The organism is Kribbella sp. NPDC049584 (assembly GCF_040675555.1).
In the GTDB taxonomy this organism is placed as follows: domain Bacteria; phylum Actinomycetota; class Actinomycetes; order Propionibacteriales; family Kribbellaceae; genus Kribbella.
The window spans coordinates 659901-680588 of sequence record NZ_JBFAPF010000003.1; the positions used below are offsets into that span (position 1 = coordinate 659901).

Consider the following 20688-nt stretch of genomic DNA (forward strand, 5'->3'; position numbering starts at 1 on the left):
TCATGATGGGGCCGGTTCAGCGGCTGGCCAGGCCTCGCCCTTCCGCTCGGCGGCCAGCTCGGCGGATCGCCGCAGGGCCTTGAAGACGTAGTCCGGCACCCGCAGCCCGCGCCGGTGCGCGAACATCAGCTCGTACTCGGCGCGCCCGACCTTCTGCGCGTACTCCCGCAGGTCGTCCTCGCCGCCCCTGCTGATGTCCAGTGCATGCATCACGTCACCGAACTGGGTCCGCTGGAGCTTGTTGTAGGCACCCACAACATCGAACGTACGCTTCCGCAGTCCGCGTGTCAGCCACCGCTGCCATCCGGAGAGTTGCCCCCAGAGCTCTTGCGCGGCCATCTGGTAGTAGGCGAAGTGCCCCGGCTCCTGCCGCTTGATCGGCGCGACAACGGTGGACGCGATCGCTCGCTCACCGAGCTCGAGCAGGCCGGCATGAAGCTTGTTGTAGGCAAGCACCGCGGAGCGCTCGGTCGCCAGTCCGGTCAGGTAGTACAGCATCCGGCTGATGTCCTGCACGCCGGGCACCTTGCCGAGCGCGCCGAGCAGCTTGAGCTTGAAGTCGACGTCGGTCAGGTTCGGTTCGTGTGCCTCGATCCCGGCCAGCTCCTGCATCTGGTCCAGGATCAAGCCGTGCCGCGTCTCCTGCGGCATCCACACGTCCGCGTAGAACCGCCGGTCGACCTCGGGCGGGTCCGGCAGCAGGATGTTCAGCTCCAGCACGTTCCGCTCGACCTCGAGCTCGACCCGGGTCATGTAGGCCAGCACCGACCCGAAGCGCTCGGCCAGCAGCCGCGGGCGCTTGATCGTGTAGTCGACGCTCTCGAGCGGAATTGGCGGATGCTCCTCGCCGAGACGGTCGACATGGTCGGCCAGCTTGGAGTCTTCCCGCCTCCGACGGCTGCGCCGGCGCGGGACGGTGATATCGCTCAACGACATAAGGCGGCACCTCGCTCGATCGACAGGGATGCCAGCTCGATCCCCCGGCTTGATCGTAACAAGTACCTGACTGATCAGTCAGTCAGATTTCCTGTGAGGGCTGGCACAAAGAGTTCGAGGCCCATCCAACGGCAGATGGGTGGTGACCGCAGGGGCGCGGCCACCACCCATCTCAGGGGGTCAGGGATATTGGCTTCTACTTGGCGATCGTGTAGCTGACCGTGTCGTTCCGCAGTACGTCGCCGTCGACCTTGACGATGCGCAGCGTGTGCGGCCCGTTCTTCAGGCCGGTCGCTGTGAACACCTCCTGGTTGGTCAGGCGGGCATCGCCGTGCAGGTTCACCCGGCGTACGAGCTTGCCGTCGACGAAGACGTCGGCGTTCCCCTGGTCCGGAGCGACCTCCGTGCTCCACGCGACACCCGTGCCGGTGAAGGCGAAGTTGACCGCCGCGCCGTCCGCCGTAGTGGCGTGGATGTCGTCGCGGTAGTCACCCCGGAACCGGAAGTCCAGCGGCACGGTGCCCGCCGCCAGCGTCGCGAGGTACGCCGCCTTGATCGTCACGACCTTGCCGGCCACCGTGTAGTCGGTGCCCGCGACCAGGTCCTGGCCGGCCTTCGAGATGCCGGCCAGCTCACCGGGATCGCGGCCGAGCTCGACGCTGACGTCGGCCGGGGCGCTCTTGTCGAACGTCGCCGAGTCCGGGTTCAGCAGGCTCTCCTGCCGGATGTTCAGCTTGTCGAGCAGCATGAACTGGCCGGACTTCTTCACCGCGCGGATCGTGTGCGAGCCGTTCGGCAGATCCGAGATGCTGTAGACGACCTGCTGCGGCTTGTTGTGTCCCTGCGACGGATCCAGGTACGTGCTCACCGTCTGCTTGAACTGACCGTCCACGTAGATGTCGACGTCACCCTGTCCGGGATCTGTCTCCGTCACGTAGTCGACGCCGGTGCCGACGAAGCTGTACGAGAACGAGTCGCCATCGGTCTCGGTCCACGCCACGTCGTCCTTGTAGTCACCGAGCCCTCGACCCGTGCTCTGGTGCCAGTTGCCGGTATAGGTGATCTGCGAGTCGTCGTTGTTGACCTCGAGCGTCCGCGATCCGACGTCCGCGGTCTTCGCCTGTGAGTCGGTGACCGTCACGGTCAGCGGCTCGGACACCGCGGGTACTTCGTAGTTGTTGTTGCGCTGCCACGCGCCGTCGTACGCGACCCGCAGGTCGTCGTCGTTCACGCGGATCGAGGACGCCTTCTGCGGCGTGACCTTCAGCAGCCGCACGCCGTGGACCGGCACGTCCTTCGCGGTGAACCCGGTCGCGAACTGACCGAGATCCTTCTTCGCCCACAGGTCCCGGACCTTCGCCGTACCGTCCAGGCCGAGGTCGGCCCAGTTGACGGTCATGTCGGCGTCGGTCTGACCAAGGTTGAACAAGGCAACGGTGTAGCTGCTGTCCGGGTTCAGCGCGAACCACACCTGCCGGTTGGTCTTCGTCGACAGCGGCTGCGCGGGCCGTCCGGCCTGGTTGACCGCGATCACTTCGGGGTTCGTCAGCAGGCTCAGCCCGTAGTCGTCCAACCGGGTCATGTCGTTGCCGATGTACATCGGCGCCGCCGAGACTGCCCACAGGGTGGCCGCCGTACGACGTTCGTCCTTCGTCAGACCGTCCATCTGGCCGTTGCCGACGTCGAGCGAGTCGAGGTCGTTCCAGCCGCCCGGTCCTGCGTGGCGCCACCAGTCCGCCAGCTTCGGGAACAGCCGGTTGATGTTCTGCCACTGCGTCAGCGCGACGCCCGGGCAGTAGCACTCGACGTCCCACTCGATCCGCCACCCGTTCGCGTACTGCTTCCAGGTGTCGGCGTAGTTGATGTCGAGCGCCCAGGACAGCTCGAGCCAGATCTTGTGCCGGGCCAGCGCCGACGACCAGGCCTTGACGTCGTCACGGGCGTCGACCGACAGGTCGCTGATCCCCGAGCCGGGCGTGACGCTGTCGAACTTCAGGAAGTCCAGGCCCCAGGAGCCGAACAGGTCGGCGATCGAGTCGATGTACTTCTGCGCGCAGGGCTTGGAGAAGTCGATCCGGTAGCCGATGCCCCAGTAGTCCGCCTTCTGCAGCGGCTGCACCGCCAAGTCACCGGTCTCGCACTCGGGAGCGCCGTACACCGGGAGGTTGGCGTCGATGACCTCCTTGCCGATACCCGGGATCGCATACAGGCCGACCTTCTGGCCGTTGGCGTGGATGTGGTCGATCACCGCCTGCAGCCCGTTCGGGTAGAGCTTCTTGCTCGGCACCGGCCGGCCGTACGCGTCGATACCGTCGTTCCAGCCAGCGTCGATGTTGATGTTCTTGTACCCGTACGGCTGCAGCTTCGCGTGCATCGCGTCGGACTGCTTGATCAACTGGTCCGCGGAGATCCAGTTCCCGGCGCCGTCGTACACCTGCATGCTGTAGCTGCTCCACCCCATGTACGGGTGCAGCGCGATATCGCCGGCCGGGCCGCCGGACTCGACGTTTGTGGTCTCCACCGCCGGAGCCCGCACGGCCTGCTGCGGAGCAGCCGTCTTGGGCGCGATCGGAGGCGTCGTCGGGGGTGCTGCTGCGGACGTTGTAGCCGTCAAACCTGCCGGCAGCAGTACGGCGGCGACGAGACCGGTAAGCACGGTCCGCACCTTCCTGCTCCGAACGGATCTGGTCATGGCGGTGACCTCTCTGAGAGAACCGAATCGGATAGGATATTGGTTCTATTTACTTAACCGTGTCAAGATTCTGTGCGATATCGGCTCGGATTACTTCCAGGTCGCCGGCCCGTTCGAGCCTGCGTCGTACTCGTCGAGGGGTACTTCGCCGGCGCGCCACGCGGCGAGGACAGGCTCGACGATCTCCCAGCACCGTTCGGCCACGTCACCGCGCACCGAGAGGAGCGGGTCGCCACGCAGGATGCCGCTGAGCACCTCGCCGTACGGGAGGACAGAGGAGGACGGGAGCGTCGCGTCGAGGAAGACCTGGCCCATCGTGTACGGGCCGTCGACACCGAGCGCGGGGACGGACAGGGACAGCTCGCCCGGGTTCAGCCCGATGCGGAGCGTCTCGCCGTCGCGCCCGCCGTTCAGACCGGAGGGCAGGTGCCGCAGCGGCTTGAACTTGACCACGATCTCCTTGCGCGCGACCCCGAGCGCCTTGCCCGAGCGCAACGTGAACGGCACACCGGCCCAGCGGTTCGTGTCGACCTCGACCGTGACCTCGGCCAGCGTCTCGGTCCCCCGCTCCGCGTCGACGCCGTCCTCGTCGGCGTACGACGGAACCACGCGATCGTCCGCGATGCCCGCCGCATACCGCGCCCGCCGACCCGCCTCAATCGCGGAGCCACGGTAGAGATGCGTACTGCGCAGCGCACGCGCCATCTCACTGCGCACCTCGACGGCGTCCATCGTCGCCGGTGCGTCCATCGCGAGCAGTGCGAGAACGAGCAGCAGGTGGCTCTGGATCATGTCGACCAGTGCGCCCGCGTTGTCGTAGTACTGCGCGCGTCCCTCGAGGCCGAGCGTCTCGTCGTACACGATCTCGACGCTCTCGATGTGCTCGGCGTTCCAGACCGGCTCGAACAGGCGGTTCGCGAACCGCAGGCCGATCAGATTCAGGACCGCGGTGCGACCGAGGAAGTGGTCGACGCGGTGCACGTTCTCCTCGGGCACGAGCGAGCCGACGAGCTGGTTGAGCGCGGCGGCGGACTCGGCGTCGGTGCCGAACGGCTTCTCGAAGGCGAGCTCGGTGCCTTCCGGCAGCTCGACCTCGCGGAGCTTCTCGACGATCGCCGTCGTCACCGCCGGCGGCAGCGAGAAGTACAGGACCGGCGCGAGGCCCGCGAGCTCGAGGAGCGCCCGGAGGTGCTCGACATCGGTCGGGTCACCGGCGACGTACTCCGTCGTTGCCAGCGTGTCCGCTGCCGCCGAACTGATCTCGCCGCGGGACTCGAAGGCGGACCGGACCCGGTCCGTCCACTCGTCCGGCGCGAGCGGAGAGCGCCCGGTCCCGATGATGCGCACACTGGTCGCCCGCGGTCCGGCGAGCAGACTGCCCAGACCCGGCAGCAGCAACCGCGAGCTCAGGTCGCCGCTGGCGCCGAAGATGACCAGGGTTCGTTGGTCGGTATGTTGACCCGTACCCGACGGGGTTCGCTCGCCCGGTAGCAGGGCCGCATGCGTTGTGATGATGCCTCCCAAGACTCGTGGCTCATCCGTGGAGCCACACCCAAAGACGCAACCGCGCCGAGGGTAATCGCATTCCCCCTACCGCGCGTGGGTTATCTCAGGGGCTGGGTAGGGGGAATCCGGGAGGCCGAGATTCCGCCAGACGAACCGCGGGACGCGGGCCAGGAACCCGCGGAGGAACTCCGAACTGTGCGCGATCGCAGGCTGGCTGTGCTCGCCGGGCGAGAACCAAGCCCACTCCTCCTCGATCCGGAACGAGGCCGGCGGGTTTGCCATCAGGTACTGCATCTGGCGCGGGTGGATCACGTCGTACGCGAACTTCGTGTCCTGCGAGTGCACCGCGAACTGCCGGTTGAACGCCTCGCTCTCGAAGCTGATCCCACCGCTTCCGAACCCTTTCGGGCCGACCTCCAGCCGCGGCATCCGGATCGGCAGCTGGAACCCGAGAATCGGCTCGCTGTGGTTCTCGGTCACCGTCCGGGTCTGCGTGCGGCCCTCGCTGTCGGTGTACGACTCGGTCCGCGTCGTCTTCCAGTGGTGGGTGAACGCGACGAACGGCGGGCCGTCGCCGTCCCGGCCGCGGATCACCTCGCTGGTGCTGTGGGCATGCCCGCCACGGTTCACCGGCGTGAACTCCAGCAGGCTGTCGTCGACGCCGACCCAGTACCAGTCCGGGTGGTGATAGAAGGTCAGTCGCGCCTGCGGCTCCGGCTGGATCCAGCGGTCGAGCGGCGTCGCGTCGATCGCCGCCGCGACGGCGCCCAGCTGCTCCAGCCAGGCGGCGAGCAGCTCGGGCTTCTCCCGCGGCGGATCCAGCACCACGAGCTGATCGCTGTCGATGCCCACGTTCAACCCCGGCGGGCCTGAGTTTGACATGGCCATCGCACTCAGCTGCGAACACACCTGCGGATTCATCAGCTCCGCGGCGAAGTCCGGCTCGAGCGCACCGACCTGCCAGCCCGGCCCGAGCTGCGGCGGAGCGGGTACGGCGTGCGCGCGGACGCCGTACCGCGGCCGGGTGTCGCCGCCGGTGATCCACAACTCGGGGAGGCGGCGCGACAACGTGACCATGCCGACCCAGCCCGACCAGTGCGAGGTGCTGTACTCGATCACCTGGAACGGACGACCCTGAGCGGTCAGGCCGGTGATCTGGTCATCGGGCTTGCGGACGAAACCGAGGCCGAACGGCGGATTGCCGAGCCGGGCGACGGCGTCGAACGTCGGGCTGTTGACGAAGTTCCAGCCACGCTGCCGGAGCGAGTCGATGTACCGCTGCCGGCGTACGAGCGCGACGATGCCCCAGGTGAGTCCGGCCGCGAACAGCACGATCACGACCACCACGAAGAGCTTCATCGCGCCACGATAGCTGCGCGAGGGGATCAGCCGAGGGCACTCGGAAGCGGCTCGGCGTGGATGATCTGGAGGCGGCTGACGGCGCGGGTGAGGACGACGTACAGGCGGTGCAGGCCGCGGGGCTCGGCCGCGACGATGTGGGCGGGCTCGGCGACGATGACGGCGTCGAACTCGAGGCCCTTCGCGAGCGTCGCCGGTACGCAGACGAGCCGGACCGTGTCGATCTCGTCCTCGGTCTCCCCGATCAGCGCGACCTCGAGGCCTGAGGCGGCGATCGCATCCCTGAGCGCCGCGACCTGATCGTCCGCGGCGATGAGGGCGACCGAACCTTCACCGGCCAGCGCGGACTTGCACGCCGCGACGACCTCGTCCGCGAGCGTCGACTCACTGGCCGGTACGACGCTCAGCGCGTCGGCGACGGTCCGGACGCCGCTTGGCGTACTCAGCGTCGGAGCGATCTCGGGCAGCAGCTTCGCCGCGAAGCGGATGATCTGCTCGGGCACGCGGAACCCTCGGTCGAGCTCCGCCACGACCCCGTCGCTCTTGTCGAGATGACCGAGGACGCGGTCCCATGAACCTGCGGCCCACGGCGTCGTCGCCTGGGCCAGATCGCCCAGCACCGTGGCCGAACCGGTCCGGCATCGTCGACCCAGTGCGCGCAGTTGCATCGCCGACAGGTCCTGCGCCTCGTCCAGGACGAGGTGACCGAGCGATCCGGTACGCCGTTCGATCAAGTCCTCGAGCTCGTCGAGCAGGACCGAGTCCGCGAACGACCACTTCGCCGACTTCCAGGATCGCGCGGGCTTGCTCCACAGCAACGCCGTACGTTCCTCGTCGGTCAGCGTCGGCGCGGCCTGGGCCAGGAAGTCCGCGTTGGAGAACAGGCGATGCAGGATCTGCTCGGGTGCGACGCGCGGCCAGACCGAGTCGAGCACATCCTTCACCGGCTTCGAGCGCGCGACCGCGTTCTGCACGCGGTCGTCCGGTGACTCCGCTCGCTCCTCCATCCGGACCAGGACGACGTGTGCGATCCGCTGTGCGAGCGCGTTCCGGCCGGGCGCGTACCGGGTCGACTCGCGCAGGTCCGACACGATGTCGACGACCTCGTAGTCGTGCACCCGATAGCGCCGGGATCCCTTGCTGTAAAGGACTCCCTCGGTCGGCGTACCGACGTACGACCACAGCGCGCGCCGTAGTACGTCGGCCATCCGGCCATCGCCCTTCAGCCGCTCGGCCTCGGTGTCGTCGATCGCCCCGGTCGGCCGGGTGAGGAGCTCGTCGATGGTGATCTGCCGTACGTCGACCTCGCCGAGCGCGGGCAGGACCTTGCGGATGTACGACAGGAACGAGCGGTTCGGGCCGACGATCACGACGCCGCCGCGGCCGAGGCGTTCGCGTTCGGTGTAAAGCAGATACGCGACCCGGTGCAGACCGACGGCGGTCTTGCCCGTGCCGGGCGCGCCCTGCACGCAGACGCTCGGGTGCAGCGGAGCGCGGACCAGGTCGTCCTGCTCGGGCTGGATCGTGGCCACGATGTCGCGCATCGGACCGGTGCGCGGACGCTCGATCTCGGCCCGCAGGAAGGCATCGGCCTGATCCGTCTCGACGATGCCGGTCAGCGGCTCGTCCTCGAACCCGGTCAGCTCGGCATGGTCCGAGAACCCGTAGCGGCGACGCATCAGCACCCGCTGCCGGTCGCTCCGGGTCGCCCGGTAGAACGGCACCGACACCGGCGCGCGCCAGTCGATCACCAGCGGTACGCCGCTGCCGTCGTGCACATGCCGGCGGCCGATGTAGATCTGGTCGAGGTCCGGGATCGTGCCGTGCTCGTAGTCGAGCCGGCCGAAGAACAGTGGCACGTCGGGCAGGTCGAGCAGCGCGTGGGTGCGCATCTCCTTGGCCCGCTGGTTGGCCTCGTTGGTGAAGCGTTCGTCGTTGTCCTCGCCACCGATCACCGGGACGTCGCGGTCGACGACCTCGGCGTACATGCGGTGGAGCGCGGTCTGGGCAGTGGTCAGGAAGGCCCGTTCGGCCTCGAGTTCGGCCATGGCAGAGTGCCTCGAATCGTGAGCATGGGTCCCGCCGCGGAGCTGATCCATCCGGTTCGATTCGATCCCGAAAAAGACAGACCCGCGACGCTACCAGCGACGTCGCGGGCCTGCCACCCAATTACTGCCTCACCAAGCGGTCAGCCGGTCAGCCGTCGTTCTCGCTGGCCGGGATGATCGCGCCCGGTACGTCGTTCGGCGCCACGATCTTGGTCTCGCCGGGGTACGGCGTGGCCCAGTTGTGCGCCTCGTACCAGTCGTAGTGGTTCATCTGCGACGGGTTCGCGAAGTCGGCCTTGGCGTTCGGGCCGGTGGTCCGCTGCTGGTCCTTCCACGCCGACCAGGTCGCGGCCATCGCGGTCATGTTCGCCGGAACGGCGGCCGTGGGTGCCGGCGCGACGTTCGGGTTCTGCGCCGCGGGAACGTCCGCGCCACAGCTCGGCAGCGGGCTCACGCCGCCGGTCAGCGAGGTCCGGTTCGGGACCGCGGTGAACGGGGTGTAGTTCGGCTTGTTGGTGAACGCGCCGAACATCGGGGTGGCCGCGGTGTCCTTCTGGTTCATCGGGTGGATCCCGAGGATCTGCTCGATGGTCCGCATCATCATGATCTGCGTGTAGTAGTGGCTGTCCGTGACGCCGTGCTGCGCGTACGGGCTGATGATCTGGATCGGCGCCCGGTGCCCGTCGACGTGGTCGAGCCCGGCCTGCGAGTCGTCCTCGACGATGAAGATCGCCGAGTCCTTCCAGTACTTGCTGTGCGTGATCGCGTCAACGGTCCGGCCGACGGCCAGGTCGTTGTCGGCCACCTGCGCCGGGCCGTTCGCGGTCCCGCCGGTGTGGTCGTTGGAGTACCAGAACATGTTCAGGTTCGCCGGACCGTTCTTCTTGAAGTCCTTCTCCCAGACCTGTTCCTTGTAGATGTCCGGCACCGTGGTGTCGAACTGCGGGAAGCCCTGGACCGCGACGTTGTTCAGCGACGGGATCGCCGAGCCGACCTGGATCGGGTACTTCGTGTCGGCACCGCCCTGCATCTGCTTGGTGTCGCAGTACAGGTTCTGCCAGCTCGCACCGGCCGGCTTCTTCTCGATCGACAGGAACTCGCCGTAGTCCTTGACGGTCTTGCCGGCCGCCTGGGCGCCGGTCCAGATGAAGCCGCTGGCCTGGTGGCCGAGGGCATCGTTCTCGGTGTCGTAGCTGCGCAGGTACTCACCGGCCGAGGACTCGGTGTACTCCGGGTTGTCGGCCTGCATCAGCCAGTTGTGACCCTCGGCGGAGTTCGTGCCGACGTCGTAGGTGTTGTCGTACAGCCCGAACTGCTTGGCCAGCGCGTGCTGGTTCGGCGTCACGTTCTCGCCGTACTGCGTGAGCGACGGGTCGCCGTTGCCGGTCGGGATGTCGCCGTACACCTGGTCGTAGGTGCGGTTCTCCTTGACGAGCAGGAACACGTGCTTGATCGTCGAGGGGTCACCGAGCTTGGCCGGGACCGCGACCGGGGCGCGGTGCCCCTTGTCGGTGGCCAGCTGGGCCGAGTCCTTGGTCCAGCCGTTCTGCTGGAAGACCGTCGCGGTGTACTTCGAGATCGCGTGGTCGTCCGGCAGCTTGAACTTGGTCAGGCTCGACGTGGTGTCGTGGGTACCATGGCCGGCGGCCGTGGTGTCGCGACGGGCGTCGATACCGCGGGTGTTGGAGACGACGATGTCCGTGCCGACCTGGGCGAGCTCGGCCGGGAAGTAGTCGGTCGGCAGCAGACCCACGTAGCTGACCGGCTCCAGCGGGTTCCGGAACTTGTAGACCGCGATCGCGTTCGCGCGGCCGAGCGACACCAGCAGGTGCCCGTCGTCGGTCAGCGTGATGCCGTCGGGCTCGTAGCCGACCTTGGCCTCGGCCCACGGCTGGGTGGTGATGGTCTGGGCGACCTTGTCCCACTTGGTGTTGATCACCGAGACCGTGTTGCTGGAGGTGTTCGCGACGAACACGGCGCCGTTCTTGGCGTACACCGCGGTCGGGTGCAGACCGACCGGGATGCTGCCGACCGCGGCGGCCGGGTTCTTCGTGTCGATCACGCTGACCGTACCGGTCGTGGTGATCGAGTTCTGGTTCGCGACGACCGGCGTGCCGTACGAGTCGAGCGTCGAGTCGCCGGGCTGCGCGGTCCGGCCGCCCTCGTTGGTCACGTACAGCTTGTTGCCGACCATCACCATGTCGCGCGGCGCGTTGCCGGTCGCCCAGCTCTGCGTGATCGTGCCGGTGGCGGTGTTGATCGCGACGACCCGGTTCTGGCCGTTCACCGCGGCGTACGCCGTCTTTGAGTCGGCCGAGAAGACGACCTCACTGGCGAGCGCGTGCTTGGCACCGTCGGCGGCGATCGTGACGAACGTCGGGTTCGCGAGCGAGCCGTCCGCGTTCACGTCGAACCGCCGGTAGCCGTCTGTCTGGCCGAGCCACAGCTGCTTGCCGTCGGGCGAGTACGTCGGGCCTTCCTGGCCGATGTCGTTGCCCGGGATCTTCAGGTCCGCGGCGGCGTTGTTGCCGACGTACTGCTGGACCTTCCAGTTCTTCAGGTCGACGATCGCCAGCGCCATCCCGCCGTCGGTCACGCCGGCGGCCAGGTGGCTGCCGTCCGGACTCGTGCTGGACGACATGATCTTGCCCTTCTGGAGGACGAGACGGTCGCCGATCGGCTTGATGTACTGGTCGGACGAAACGACCTGACCCTAGTCCGTGACCTGGCCGACCTGGTCGTGACCGAAGCCGGTCGTCGAGGCGACCGCGGTCCCGGCCAGTGCCACCGCGATCGCAGTAGTACCGACTGTCACCAGTGGTACTCTGCGTCGCAAGGGGCTGGACGGACCCTTTTCGTCACGCCTGCGGCGGCGTGTTACCTGCATGGGATTGATCCCTTCGGGTTGGCCTTACTTGGCAGGTAGCAGTTCGATGTTGCCGTCGAACTGCCACAGTGGGTTCGGTTCGTCCCCGGACGGGGTCCGGACCAGGAAGAAGCCATTCACTTCTTTCGGTCCGTCCCCGTCGGACACGTACCGACCGAGTGGGTTGATGTCGAGCTGGTAGATCGCCGAGCCGGCGACCTCCACCCCTGGGATGTGCCAGCTGATGACGCACCGCCAGTCGTTGCCAGGCCCCTTCGCGGCAACCTGGTCACCGCCCTTGGTGCATTCGGCGGCGCTCTGCAGTTGCTCCTCGGTGACATCGGCCCGATTGAGCTGCTTGGTCTGCAGACGGTAGAGATGCGCGAACTCGGTCGCGACGGCTTTCTGCACCTTGTCCTGGTCGATGCCCGAACCGAAGCCGCTCACCGGAGCGATGACCGCGGTGCTGATCACGAGCAGTCCGACGAGGGGCAGCAGGCCGGCCGTCAACGCCCGGCGGCCGGACCCGTCGTTCGTCGGGTTCGTGAAGTCCCGGCGTACGAAGAGGAAGTACGCCAGGCCGGTTGCGACGATCGTCCAGACCAGGCTGACCGCGACACCGATCAGCAACGGCCCGCGCTGTGCCGGGCTGGTGAAGAGGCCGTTCCAGCTGATGAAGGCGTAGCCGGGAAGAGCCAGGCGGAACGCGACCGGGACCGGCAGTTGCTGCACGATCTGCATCGCCAGCGCGACCACCGCCGGGAGCAGCAGACCCATCGGCGACCGACCGAGTGCGACCGAGCCGAGCAGGCCGATAGCCGCCAGGGCCAAGGTCGGAGCGAGTGCACACAGCCACGCGAGCAGGACCGCCCCGGCCGCGTGGCCCGGCGAGAGCAGGTGCCCGTCCAGTCCGATCAGCTCGCGGTTGCCGACGACCAGCAGGCCGCTGACCGTGCTGGAGACGACCAGGCCGATCACCAGCACCAGAATCACGGTCAGACTGCCCAGTGCCTTCGAGACGAAGATCCGGCGCGGCGAGCGCACCGCGACCAGCAGGTGCCGCCAGGTGCCGAGACGGTCCTCGGACGCGAACACGTCGCCGGCGACCAGCGACGTGAGCAGCGGCAGCGCCCACGATCCGGAGAAGCCGAGCAGGACCAGTGGACCGGCCCAGCCGGTCGCATGCATCATCCGGCCGAACAGAGTGTCGACCGGGAGCGAGGCCTGCTCGCTGATGATCGCGACGAAGGCCGCGGGGGCGAGCCAGCACGCGATGATCAGGACGCGGACGCGCCACTGCGAGAGCAGTTTGACGAGCTCGAAGCGATACCCGCGGGCGACCGGGACCTTGCGGACCACGGGCGTGCCGGCAGGGGCGTCGGTGGCGGCGGTAGCCGTCATCAGTTGTTCTCCTGCTGCTCGGTGAGGGCGAGGAAGGCTGCTTCGAGGGGCGAGACCACCGGCGCGAGTTCGCGGACGGCGATGTCTTCCTCGACGAGCCGCTTCACGAATTCGTCCAGCGCGGGGATCGTCGCCGAAATCACCAGCAACTCGACGCCGTCCTTGACGGTGTCGACATCGGTGTCGTCATCGCGCAGCCGGATCCCGTTCGTCTGGCGGGCGATCCGGCGGGCGGCCGCCGGGTTCGAGGTGAGAACCCGGTAGTCGAGCTCGCTGTCGTCCGAGGCCAGTTTGCTGATCGGTCCCGAGAACGCGACTCGTCCGGCCGACAGGATCGTCACCTCGGAGCAGAGCTGCTCGACGTCGTCCATCCGGTGACTCGAGAGCATCACCGCCGTACCGTCGGCGGCCAGGCGGGTGAGTACGCCGTACACGTGCTTCTTGCCGGCAGGGTCGAGGCCGTTGGACGGCTCGTCGAGGATCAGCAGCCGGGGCTTGGTGAGCAGTGCGGCGGCCAGGCCGAGGCGCTGGCGCATGCCGAGCGAGAAGCCGCGCACGCGGTCGTCGGCCACATCGGTGAGGCCGACCTGGGCGATGGCCTCGTCGATGTTCATCGTCTGCGTCTCGTCACCGCGGAGCGCGGCCAGGGCGGCGAGGTTCTGTCTGGCGGTCATCGACGGGTACAGGCCGGGACCGTCGACGAAGCCGGCGACCCCTACCGGTACGGCGAGGGCGCGGCCGACCGGCGTACCGAGGATTTCGAGCGTGCCGCGGTCGGCGACGGCGAGTCCGAGCAGCAGGCCGAGGAGCGTGGTCTTGCCGGCGCCGTTCGGTCCGACGATGCCGTGGATCTGGCCTGGTGCGACGTCGAGGTCGACGCCGTCGAGCGCGACGACCTCACCGAAGTACTTGGTGATTCCGCGGGCACGGACAGCGGGCGGTGTGTCCATGGTGAATACATTAGTAACCGATGTACGGCCAGGTGAAGACCGAGCGTTAACAAATGGCGAACTGGAAGCGGCTCTTTCGGCCGAACGTCTCAGCGGCCTCTCAGTTGGCCGCTCAGCGGCCCTCTTAGCGTCGACGCTCCGGATCAATGTAGAGGAACGTCGGGCCGGCCACCGTCTTGTCGTCCTCGCTGAGCTGCATGAGCTTGAGCGCCCCGGCCCGCAGGCCGTACATCGCCCGGACCGAATCGCGGATCAGCGTCGGCTCGCCGGTGAACGCCTGCTCGAGGACGTAGAGAAGCGTGCAGTAGGAGTCGTCGAACTCCTCCTGCGCGGCGCGGATCTGCGCGTTGTCCGACCGATGCGGATTCGGCTGCATCGGCGAGACTCCGGCGAGGTCCAGCGCGACCGGCTCGCCGGTCGGACCGGACTGCGGGGTGTCGCCGCGCCGGTAGCGCCGGCCGAGCTCGAGCTCTTTGAAGCGGAAGTAGTGCGCTACCTCGTCGCGGTCCGGGTGGAAGATGTCGTGGTCGCCGTCCCAGACCTCGCCACGCGAGGTGCCCTCTCCCTGCTCGACGATCTCGTCCAGCGCGGCCAGCGCCGACGCCAGGTCGGTGACGGGTCGCACTGTGCCGCCGGTGTGATGGAACGGTCCCACCGTCACCTGGCGCGCCGGGTCGCCGGAGAACACCTTCTCCTCGCCGAGCGTCTCGCTCAGGTACCGCAGACCTTCTTCGATCGCGTCGTAGAACTGGCCGATCGTCTCGTAGTGATCGCTCTCGGCCGCTGAGCCCGGCGCCTCGGGCTTCTCCAGCCGCAGGAACATCTCCAGCGCCTCCGGCCCGAACGGCAACAGCGACAGCTCGACCTGACCGTGCGGGAGCTTGCGCGGGTACCCGGGCAGCATGCCCGGATAGTCCAGCCGCGGTTCGCCGCCGACGGCGTTCATCAGATTGGCCGTCAACGAGAGGTGGATCATCTCCTCGACGAACACGCTGCCCACCAGCTCGACCGCATCCGGGTTGCGCGACGGATCCAGGGAGTACAGCGCACACAGGTACGGCGGGAGGGTGGCGTGCTCTAGCTCGATCGCCCACTGCAGGTGCTGGTGAAGGTCGTCAATGGTCTCGATGCGCTGGCTCATACCGGTTAAGACAGCGCAGCCTCCCGCAGTGTGACCGTCACACACGACCGAGCTGACCGGTCTTTGTTTGGAGAGATCCAACACTGACTGGAAGGTGACCTTCGATGACCGACACGACCGAACAGCGGTCCACGACCTGGCAGAACGCGTTCACGATGTTGCAGGAGATCGAGCCGCCGTTCGTCCCCGAGGGCTTTCACGCCATGACGGTGGTGATCGACTACGCCGCAGGCGATCCGGGTGCGCCGCCGCACCGGCACTCCGGTCCGGCGTTCGGGTACGTCGTCGAAGGCGAGATGTTGTTCGAGCTCGAGGGTGAGGCGCCGCGGGTGATCAAGGCCGGTGAGGCGTTCTGGGAGCCGGGTGGCGACGTGATCCACTACAGCGACGGCAACAACCGGTCCGACATCGCGCTGAAGTTCACCGTGACGATGTTGTGCGCGCCGGACGGGCAGATGATCACGCTGGTCGGTGAGGACGAGCTGGCCGAGCGTGCGGATCGGCGCGTGCGGGCCTAGCGGTAGGCGCGGGCCTGGAGTTCGAAGAGTTCGGCGTACCGGCCACCGGCTGCGAGCAGGTCGGGGTGGGTGCCGAACTCTTCGACGCGGCCGTCGTGCATGACGACGATCAGGTCGGCCATCCGGACGGTCGAGAACCGGTGTGAGACCAGGACCGTGATCCCACCGGTTTCGGCCGCGGCGACTTTCGCCGCCTCGGCGTACTGCTCGTAGAGCCGGTGTTCGGCCTCCGGATCGAGCGCTGCCGTCGGCTCATCCAGCAGCAACAGCAGTGGGCGTTCGCGCATGAACGCCCGGGCCAGCGCGAGCCGCTGCCACTGGCCGCCGGACAGCTCGACGCCGTCGGTGAACTTCTTGCCCAGTTGAGAGTCTAGCCCGTGCGGCAAGCCTGCGATCACGGACTCCGCATCTCCGCGCGCGATCGCGGTGAGTACGGCGTCCTCGTCGCCGGCCCGCGCCACATCACCGATGGCGACGACCTCGCGCGCGGTCAACTCGAACTTCACGAAGTCCTGGAACCCGGCCGACAGCTGCGACCGCCACTCGTCCGGCTGGATCGTCGCGAGGTCCACGCCGTCGATCCGGATGCTTCCGGTCGTCGGGTCGTACATCCGCGCAAGCAGCTTGACCAGGGTTGTCTTCCCGGCGCCGTTCTCCCCCACCAGCGCGACCGCGGCACCGGCCGGCAGTGTGAGCCTGATGCCGGTGAGGACCGCGGATTCCGAACCAGGATAGGAGAATCCGACGTCTCGCAGCTCGATCCCCGAGGTCAGACGCTTCGGCGCCGGGGTCGCGCTGGAGCGCCACGAGTTCTGCTTCGCGTACTCGCGCAGCCAGTCGTAGCGGCTGAAGCTGCGCACGACCTCGCCGACCCAGTACACGTTCTGGGCGATACCGCCGGTCATCTGATCGACCTGCGGCGCGAGCAGCAGCACCAGTACGACGTCGCCCGCGGTGGCCTGCCCGTTCCGGGCTCGCGCGATCACCCAGACGATCGCGGCGGCGTACGCGAGGCCGAACACGAGCCGCACCGAGCCGTCGACCTTGCCACCCCAGCGTGCCGCGGCGACGCGGCGCTCGAACCGCTCGGTCTGCAGCCTGAAGATCCTGTCGAGCAAGACCTTCCCGAGTCCGAACACCCGCAGCTCGAGACCGGTCCGCGGATCCTTCGCCACCTCGATCAGCCGGTCGACCAGGCGCTCTTGCGGCAGCGAGTCCTCCCAGGCCTTCTGCTGCCGCGTGCTGCTCAGGTACGCCGACCAGATGCGCGCGCCACCGAGCAACGGGAGAATCAGCAGCAGCGGATGCACCGACCCGAGCAGCGCGAGGACCGTCACGGTGTTAGTCACCGTGGCGAACGCCCACAGCAGAACCTCCGCGCCGACGCCCATCCGCCAGGCACGTTCGCGCACCAGCTCGAGCCGGTCCGCGACATCCGGCCGCTCGTGATGCGACAGCCCTGGGATCCCGGCCGTCACGTCCAGCAGGTCCGCGTGCACGCGACCGGCCATCCGCTCCTGCGCGGTGTCCTGCAACGGCCATCCCAGTCCGTCGGCGACGAACGAGACCGCGAGGCCACCGACGATGATCGCGATGCCCAGAGCGATCGTGCTCGACTGGTCCGACGCGATCCCGTCGACGAGCCGGCTCACGCCGTACGTCTGGGTCGGTGCGGTGATGGCCCGGCCCGCGACGAGGACGGCCGAGATCGTCATCAGCCAGGGCGCCGCGCGGAACGACGTACTCAGCCAGAGGCCGAGGATGCGCAACGTCTTAGGCATCGACGGCCTCCGGTCCGGTCACGTAGCGCTCGGCTTGCAGGCGGAACATCGCGGCGTACTCGCCGTTCTCGGCCAGCAGCTCCTCGTGCGTTCCGTCCTCGACGATGCGTCCACCCGAGAGCACGCAGATCCGGTTCGCGTTGCGCACGACCGAGAACCGGTGCGAGATGATCAACGACGCAACGCCGGAGGTCAGCTCGAGATACCGCTCGACCAACTCGGCCTCGGCCCGTACGTCGAGGGCAGCGGCCGGCTCGTCCAGCACCAGCACGCCCGCGCCGGCATGGACCGCGAACAATGCCCGGGCCAGCGCGACCCGCTGCCACTCCCCACCGGACAGGTCGACGCCACCGTCGAACGTCTTGTCCAGCACGGTGTCCCAGCCCTTCGGCAGACCCCGCACGACAGCGTCGATCCCGGACTCGCGAGCGACCCTGGCCAGCGTCAGCTCGTCCCCCGCGCGCTCGACCGCACCGAACACGACGTTGTCCGTGACCGACAGCGGGAACCGGAGGAAGTCCTGCACGATCGCCGCGACCCGCCGCTGCCAAGCCGCCAGATCGAGCTCCGCGAGATCGACACCGTCAACCAGGATCCGCCCACTCGTCGGCTTGTACGCGCCGCCGAGCAGCTTCACCAAGGTGGACTTGCCTGCGCCGTTGATGCCGACGAGCGCGAGAGCCTCGTGCGCGTGGAGCGTGAGGTCGAGACCACGCAGTACGTCGACCTCCGACCCGGGATAGCGGAAGCTGACGTTCTCGAAACGGATCTCGCGGGCCGGCATCGTCTCGATGCGGTGCTTGAGCTCCGCGACCGGCTCCGGGTGCCGCTCGGCGATCGTCTGCGGCAGGTCACGCATCGCGCGGTACGCCGAGAGCCCGCGGCGGACCTGCACCACGCCGTACCCGTTGTTGGACTGCCCGATCGCGAGGATCGCGGGCAGGGTGGTCGCGACCTGGGTGAGCGGCAGCGAACCGTTCAGCGCCGCGCGGCCGACGGCGACGATCGCGATGCCGTTGGCGATCAGGTGCACGCCGCCGATCAGGATCGAGAACTTCACGTTCTTGCGGCGGCGGGCCCAGACCGGGCGGTAGCCGGCCGTCCAGTCACGGACATACCGCTCGACCAGCCAGTTGTGCAGGCCGAAGACCCGCAGCTCCTTCGGGGCGTCGCGCATGCCGAGGTTGAACAGGTAGCTCGCGCGGCGTTGCTCCTCGGTGTTTCCCCACCAGGTGTCGATCTCACGCTCGACGAGACGTCCGCCGTACCACTCCAGGATCAGTGACATCGCGACCAGCATGGCCGCGACCCACCAGGCGAACATCGCACCGACGATCACCGCGGAGCCGATCAACGTGATCCGGCTGGCGAGCAGGTACGGCAACTGGCTCATGCCCTGGGCGAGGTGGAATCCGCCTTTACCCTTTGCACGCTCCTGCACGTCCAGGACCTCGGCGTCCTCGAGATGCTGCACGCGACGCGGGCGGAGCAGCGGCTCGGTGATGCCGGTGCCGATCGCGCGGACCATCCCGGCATCCATCGTCAGCGAGGCGACCTGTTGCAGCGCCGGCGTCAGGCTGTCGATGACGAAGACCGCCAGCAGCCCGCCGAGCAGCCAGCTGAACTCTTCGAGCGACATCGCACCGGGGCGTCCGTCGATCACACCCGGAACCGCCCCGACGACCCGCCCGGTCAGCAACGTGACCGCCATCCCCAGCAGCGAACCGAGGACAGCCAGACCCATCGTCAGAAGGGTGCTTCCAGGTGCAACACGAACGCCGTAGCGAAACAGAGTCAGCACCCGACCGACCGTAACCGCCCCGACCGACAAAAGCATCCGGGTTTCCGGCCGGGCCCGCAATCGAAGGGGTCAGAGGATGCCGCGGTCCGCGAACGCCTTCTGGACGACGGCCGACTGCGATGCGCCGTACAGTGAGCGTGCGGTCGCGACCGTCTGGCGGGCCGCCGCCGCGAAGCTGGTATCCGGCGCGAACCCGAACTGCGCGTCGATGATGATCCGGTCGCCCACCGCCGGGCCGAGAGCCGTCCGGATCTGGAACAGCGCCTGGGACCAGATCTCGCCGTCGGCGTGCACCTCGCCGACCACATCCTGCGGGTAGTGCTTGCCGGCATCGAGGCGGCGCAGGCAGTGCGGGACGGTCGACGTGTACGACACCGAGTCCCAGTCGGCGACGCACGCCAGCGGCTCCTTGACCGGTACGCCGTACTGCTTGGCGACCCAGTCGCCGACGGTGACCGCGAAGTAGTCGCCGAACGCCTCACCGATCGAGCCGGCCTCCAGGGTCGTCCCGAAGCCCGGGACCTGTGCGTCGTGCACGGCGTGACCGGTCTCGTGCACGATCACCTCGCCGTCCTCGGCGTCGTCCACACCGCCCTTGCCCAGGGTGATGGTGTCGTGATCGTCGCGGGAGAACGAGTTGTCCTGCCCGAACTGGTCCACCTTGTAGTCCTGGCTTTCGGCGTTCACCGGCGGCAGGTCCCGCCCGAAGCCGAGCGACTGCAGGTACTTCTGCGCCTGGGTTCCCCAGAAGTAGGCCATCACCTGCTCGAACTGATCGTCGTGCCGGTTGTAGAAGTACGTGCCAGTGGTCGTGTACGCCGGAGTGCCGGTGGCACTGCGGACGTTCGCCCACGTGCCGCGCAGGTAGCCCGACCCGTCCAGGTCAGTCAGCGTCACCTCGTAGTAGTCCCCGCGTGGGACCGCGGTCGCGGAGTCCTTCTGGTCCGTGAGCGATTCGTCGCCGCTGGACTGCACCGGGTTCGGGATGAACACCAGTGCCTTCGCGGTGGTGCCGCCGGTCGGCGGCTTCGCGTCGGCGGCCGGCGCGGCCACCCCGGCAACCAGCGTCAGCACGGCTGCCGAGGTCAAGGCAACGCATGAACTCCAGGTCTTCGACGACATGGCCCGCTCCGGATCGACTCGCAGGAAAGTTGCTCCCACACGGTAGATCGCGCTCCCCGCCGGCGGAAGATGTCGCCGGCGGGCCTCAACCGGTGATCTGCGCGGCGTGCGCCTCGGGGTACCCCGCTGCTGCCAGGCGGTCGAGGGTCTTCTCCAGCACGGCGGTGTCCTCGAGCGTTCGTACCTCGGTGATCTTGCCCCATCGGATCCGCAGGAACTGATGAACGACATTCTCGTACGTCGAACCGTCCACTACGCCCACGTGGACGGTGACTGCTGTCGCGACCCGGGTGTTCCACGGCCAGCCGTTGACGAGCACGTCCCGCACCTCGAACCGGGTGTTCGGCAGCAGCCGGAAGCATCGCTCCCACCAACTGCGCAGCGCTTGATGGGTACGGCGTTCGCCGCCGAGCGCATGGTCCCCGTAGAACCGGTACGTGAACGACGGCGCCATCCCCGCCACCATCGCCTCCCAGTTGCCCGCGCTGATCTGCGCGAACGCGTTCCGCACCTGCCGCGCCACGATCCGGTGGTAAAGGCCCATGCGATCACCCTAGGGCGAGTGAG

14 protein-coding genes are annotated in these 20688 nt (G+C 68.0%); 1 reads left to right on the plus strand and 13 read right to left on the minus strand.

Annotated elements, in window-relative coordinates; translation table 11 throughout:
• From AB0J62_RS14930 to AB0J62_RS14970, 9 genes are all read right to left on the minus strand, one after another.
• Positions 1-936, minus strand: a complete 936-nt coding sequence (locus AB0J62_RS14930) for a GTP-binding protein LepA (RefSeq protein ID WP_363869657.1) — start codon at positions 934-936, stop codon at positions 1-3.
• A gap of 196 nt (positions 937-1132) precedes the next feature.
• Entirely contained in the window at positions 1133-3628 is a 2496-nt protein-coding gene (locus AB0J62_RS14935) for a X2-like carbohydrate binding domain-containing protein (RefSeq protein WP_363869660.1), read from the minus strand.
• Positions 3629-3718: 90 nt separating this feature from the next.
• Entirely contained in the window at positions 3719-5152 is a 1434-nt protein-coding gene (locus AB0J62_RS14940; protein WP_363869663.1) for a glucose-6-phosphate dehydrogenase, read from the minus strand.
• 66 nt (positions 5153-5218) lie between these two features.
• A complete protein-coding gene (locus tag AB0J62_RS14945) occupies positions 5219-6493 on the minus strand; it encodes a hypothetical protein (RefSeq protein WP_363869666.1) in 1275 nt (424 codons plus the stop codon).
• A 26-nt stretch (positions 6494-6519) separates the two neighbouring features.
• Positions 6520-8541: an AAA family ATPase gene (locus AB0J62_RS14950; RefSeq protein ID WP_363869669.1), complete on the minus strand. Its 2022-nt coding sequence runs from the start codon at positions 8539-8541 to the stop codon at positions 6520-6522.
• A 148-nt stretch (positions 8542-8689) separates the two neighbouring features.
• The gene (locus AB0J62_RS14955) at positions 8690-11182 is read right to left on the minus strand and encodes an alkaline phosphatase family protein (protein ID WP_363869672.1); all 2493 of its coding nucleotides are present in this window, start codon (positions 11180-11182) and stop codon (positions 8690-8692) included.
• 270 nt (positions 11183-11452) lie between these two features.
• Positions 11453-12808, minus strand: coding sequence for an ABC transporter permease (locus AB0J62_RS14960; RefSeq protein ID WP_363869676.1), 1356 nt, complete (start codon positions 12806-12808; stop codon positions 11453-11455).
• On the minus strand, positions 12808-13758 hold the full coding sequence (locus AB0J62_RS14965; protein ID WP_363869680.1) for an ABC transporter ATP-binding protein: 951 nt from the start codon (positions 13756-13758) through the stop codon (positions 12808-12810). The genes AB0J62_RS14960 and AB0J62_RS14965 overlap by 1 nt, the downstream gene beginning before the upstream one ends.
• 124 nt (positions 13759-13882) lie before the next feature.
• Positions 13883-14899 (minus strand): ferritin-like protein, encoded by a 1017-nt coding sequence (locus tag AB0J62_RS14970; RefSeq protein WP_363869683.1) that lies wholly within the window; start codon positions 14897-14899, stop codon positions 13883-13885.
• 104 nt (positions 14900-15003) lie between these two features.
• On the opposite strand from AB0J62_RS14970, the gene AB0J62_RS14975 reads away from it, so the two are divergent.
• Positions 15004-15417: a cupin domain-containing protein gene (locus AB0J62_RS14975; protein ID WP_363869686.1), complete on the plus strand. Its 414-nt coding sequence runs from the start codon at positions 15004-15006 to the stop codon at positions 15415-15417.
• Here AB0J62_RS14975 and AB0J62_RS14980 read toward each other — a convergent pair.
• From AB0J62_RS14980 to AB0J62_RS14995, 4 genes are all read right to left on the minus strand, one after another.
• Complete coding sequence (locus tag AB0J62_RS14980) at positions 15414-17198, minus strand: ABC transporter ATP-binding protein (protein ID WP_363869689.1); 1785 nt, start codon at positions 17196-17198, stop codon at positions 15414-15416. The genes AB0J62_RS14975 and AB0J62_RS14980 overlap by 4 nt on opposite strands.
• Positions 17191-18942 carry an ABC transporter ATP-binding protein gene (locus tag AB0J62_RS14985; RefSeq protein ID WP_363869692.1) on the minus strand — a complete coding sequence of 584 codons (1752 nt, stop codon included), beginning with the start codon at positions 18940-18942 and terminating at the stop codon, positions 17191-17193. The genes AB0J62_RS14980 and AB0J62_RS14985 overlap by 8 nt, the downstream gene beginning before the upstream one ends.
• A gap of 126 nt (positions 18943-19068) precedes the next feature.
• A complete protein-coding gene (locus AB0J62_RS14990; protein ID WP_363869695.1) occupies positions 19069-20121 on the minus strand; it encodes a M4 family metallopeptidase in 1053 nt (350 codons plus the stop codon).
• An 85-nt stretch (positions 20122-20206) separates the two neighbouring features.
• Positions 20207-20665 (minus strand): nuclear transport factor 2 family protein, encoded by a 459-nt coding sequence (locus AB0J62_RS14995; protein ID WP_363869698.1) that lies wholly within the window; start codon positions 20663-20665, stop codon positions 20207-20209.
• Positions 20666-20688: the final 23 nt, after the last annotated feature.